The sequence below is a fragment of the Candidatus Rokuibacteriota bacterium genome, assembly GCA_016209385.1.
GTDB lineage: Bacteria > Methylomirabilota > Methylomirabilia > Rokubacteriales > CSP1-6 > JACQWB01.
In genome coordinates, this window is the sequence record JACQWB010000116.1 from 1 (window position 1) to 4,062 (window position 4,062).

Consider the following 4,062-nt stretch of genomic DNA (forward strand, 5'->3'; position numbering starts at 1 on the left):
CATGCCGCTGTTGTTGTGGGCGAGGGCGATCTCGGCCTCAGGCACCTGCCGCAACCCAGCCTCCCCCCGGAGCTGCCAGAAGCACTCGGCGGCCTGGGCGACGCCGGTGGCCCCGAGCGGGTGGCCGCAGCCGATGAGCCCACCGCGCGGGTTGACCACCACCGTGCCACCGTAATCGGAGAGTCCCTTCTCGATGAAGCGCCCACCCTCACCTTTGTCACAGAAGCCCAGCTCTTCGTAGGCGATGATCTCGGCGATGGCGAAGCAGTCGTGGACCTCAGCCACGCCCACATCGCCCGGACCGATCCCCGCCATCCGGTAGGCATCCTGAGCCGCCCGCTTGAGCGCCGGCCAGTGGGAGTAGTCTTCGGCGAGGGAGGAGAGGGTGAAGCCGTCCAGCGCCTGGCCGGTGCCGAGGATCCAGACGGGCTTGTCCGTGAGATCGCGGGCCCGTTCCTCAGAGGCAACGATTACCGCCGCGGCGCCGTCGGTAATGGGCGAGCACATGAAGAGCCGGAACGGCGTCGCGATCATCCGCGAGCAGAGCACCTGCTCCAGCGTCGCCCCCTTCTGGAAGTGGGCGTAGGGGTTCCGGGTGGCGTGGGTGTGGTTCTTCACGCTGACCATGGCCATCTGCTCTTCGGTGGTGCCGTACTTGGCCATGTGGTGCTGGGCCGCCAGGGCAAAGCAGGGCGGCGCCGTGAGGCCGTGGCACGCTTCCCACTCCCGGTCCACGCCGGCTCCCATGTTGAGGATCGCCTCCTCCCCCACCGGCTGGGTCAGCTTCTCGACGCCGAGCACCATCACCAGGTCGGCGAGCCCGGCGGCGATAAACGCGTAGGCGTAGCGGAGCCCCACGGTTCCCGACGCGCACATGTGCTCGGTGCGGGCCGAGAGGCGCGAAGGCTTGATCCCCAGCGCCTCGGCAGCCAGGGGCGCGATGTGGCTCTGAAACGCCGTCCGCTCCGGCATCACCGAGCCCACGACAAGCCCCTCGAGGTCCTTCGGCCTGACCCCCGGGACGGAGTCGAAGCACGCCTTCCCCGCCTCCCAGATCAGGTCGCGAAAGGAGGCCTTGCGCACCCCGAACTTACTGACTCCGACTCCGACCAGCGCCACCTTTCTCATCGCTCACCTCTCACGCAACCAGCCCGGTTGCTCTCAAAACCCTAACGCATGGACCTCCTGCCAGAATCGCTCCACATTGCGGAGCTTGATCTGCTCGTAGCCGCGGATGAGGTCGGGGAGCGTGGCGAGCTTCACCGCCCGTTCGTATGCTTCAGGCGAGAGACTCGCCAGCGCCCCGTCGATCAGATTTCGGTACTGCCCGATGAGGGCCCGCTCGACGCGCCGGACCTTGGCGTATCCGAACGGGTCAAGCGCCGTGCCGCGCAGGCGCCGCAGGCTGACCAGGAGGCGGAAGACGGCGTCGAACCATTTCCCAAGCGTGATCTTCTTCTTCCAGCCCAAGGCGCGTAGAACTGGAGGGTGCAGGTGGTATTGCACGTTCACACCGTCCGGAAACTCCGCAGCCAGCCCCTGGGTCATTTCAGGTTTGAGGTGGAGGCGAGCGACCTCGTACTCGTCCTTGTAGGCCATCAGCTTGAAGAGATAGCGCGCAACCGCCTCGCTCAGGCGCGTCTCGCCAGCCACCGCAGAGCCCTCGGCGACGAGGATACGCTTGACGAGGTCGACATACTCGCGAGCGTAGTCAGTGTTCTGGTACGCGATCAGCTCGGGCACGCGGATCTCCAGGAGGCGGTGGAGCTCACCCGTTGCACCCACGGAGTCCACCAGCGCTCGCACCTCCACCGTGAGCGCCGGCCGGATCTCGACGGCGCCTAAGCGGAGCCGCTTGACCGTCAGTACCCATTCGGGATCGACCACGGCCAGCCGACCGACGCGGAACGCCTGGATGTTCATCTGGACCGCGACACCGTTCAGGGCGATCGCGTGCTCGATCGCGGCGGCGCTGACCGGGACCGTGCCCGCCTGATAGGCGGCGCCGAGCGTGATCATGTTGGCCGCCATGTGGTCGCCAAAGAGGGCCTCGGCCAGGCCCTCGGCATCCAGGAAGACGTTCTCGTCCTTGCGGGTGACCCGGTTGATCGCCGCGACCAAGCCGTGGGGTTCCGGGAAGTGGACGTCGGTGGACGTCACCATCGAGCCCGTGGGCACCTGGCTCGTCGAGACCACCGCAATCGTCTTGTCCGGCCGCGCGCGGGCGAGATGCTGCGGCGTCGTCGCCACGAGCAGGTCAAAGCCCAGGTAGCAATCGGCCTCGCCCGCCGCGACCTTGCCCGAGACCTCCCACGGGGTGCCCGCAATCTTCAGATGGGAGACGACCGGGCCTCCCTTCTGGCTCAGGCCGGTCTGATCCAGTCCCCGGACGTGCTTGCCATCGAGGAGCGCCGCCGTCCCCAGGATCTGGTTGACGGTCACGACGCCGGTGCCGCCGATCCCCATCAGGAAGAGGTTACACGCGTGCCCCACTTTGAGGACGGGCTCAAGAAGCTCGCGGTCAACCGCGTAGGTCTTCCGCGCCTTCTTCCGCGGCTCCCCCAGCGGCACGACCGTGAGGAACGAGGGGCAATCGCCCAGCAGGCAGGAGTAATCCTTGTTGCAGGAGGACTGATGGATCTGCGTCTTTCGGCCGAACTCGGTCTCCACCGGATGGACGCTGAGGCAGTTGGACTTGACCCCGCAGTCGCCGCACCCTTCACACACGGCTTCGTTGATCAGCACGCGCATGGCAGGGTCAGGGAGCCTGCCGCGCTTGCGGAGCCGCCGCTTCTCGGCGGCGCAGCGCTGATCGTAAATCAGGACCGTTACGCCCGAGGTCTCGCGCAGCGTCCGCTGGGCCTCGTCGAGCCGGTCCCGGTGCCACACCTCCACGCCCCGCGCCCACGACGCGTTCTTCGGATACTTCTTCGGCTCATCCGTCATGACGACGATGCGCCTGACGCCTTCGGCCTCGAGCGCGCGGGTCAGCTCCGGCACCGGCATGGCTCCGGCCGGATCCTGGCCGCCGGTCATCGCCACCGCCGAGTTGTAGAGGATCTTGTACGTGATGTTCGTGCCGGCCGCCACGGCCTGGCGGATGGCGAGCGAGCCGGAATGGAAGAGTGTGCCGTCGCCAAGGTTCTGGAACATGTGCGGCAGCTCGGTGAACGGCGCCATGCCGACCCACTGGACACCTTCGCCGCCCATGTGCGTGATGCCGACGGTGTTGCGGTCCATCATGAGCGCCATGCCGTGGCACCCGATGCCCGCGGTGGCCAGAGAGCCGTCAGGCACCACGGTCGAACGGTTGTGAGGGCAGCCGGGGCAGAAGTACGGTAGACGCGCGGGCGCGAGCGGCGCGGGGCGCTCGCGCACGGCCTCGAGCAACGCCACCCGCGCCGTGATCGACGCGAGGTCGAGGCGTTGTTCAAGCCGCGTGGCGACGAGCTGAGCCACCGTGTCGGCGTCCAGCTCGCCGTCGGCCGGCACCAGGCTGCGGCCGGTCTCGTCGCGCTTGCCGACGACGAGCGGGCGCTCGCTCTGGTTGTACAGGATATCTCGGATGAAAAGTTCGATGAACGACCGTTTCTCCTCGATGACGAACAGCTCCTGAAGGCCGTGCGCGAACTCCCGGATGATCCCCGGCTCCATCGGGAAGAGCATCCCGATCTTGAGCAGCCGGATGCCGTAGCGACGCAGGAGATCGTCGTCCAGGCCCAGATCGCGGAGTCCCTGGCTGAGGTCGTAGTAGGTCTTGCCCGCGGCGGCGATGCCGAGCCAGGCGTCGGGCGTGGGCACCGTGATCCGGTTGATCTGGTTCGCCGCCGCGAACGCCTTGGCGGCTTCGAGGCGGCCGTAGTGGATCTCGCGCTCCAGCTGCAGGCCGAACGGCGGCAGAAGCATGGGGGTCTGCGTGGACTGCCAGGGGCGTCCCTCGTAGGTGAACCCGGCGTCGGCGATGACGATCCGATCCGGCGCCACTTCTGCCGTGCCGACCCCGTCGGCGATGTCCGTCACGATCTTGAAGCCAACCCAGAGCCCGGAGTAGCGGGACAGCTC

2 protein-coding genes are annotated in these 4,062 nt (G+C 67.5%); both read right to left on the bottom strand.

The features are described 5' to 3' along the window. Positions 1 to 1,128, bottom strand: a 1,128-nt coding sequence (locus HY726_07680) for a thiolase domain-containing protein (GenBank protein ID MBI4608870.1), incomplete at its 3' end; no start/stop codon positions are given. A gap of 33 nt (positions 1,129 to 1,161) precedes the next feature. Further along, positions 1,162 to 4,062 (bottom strand): indolepyruvate ferredoxin oxidoreductase family protein (locus HY726_07685; protein ID MBI4608871.1); only part of this gene is annotated, 2,901 nt, incomplete at its 5' end.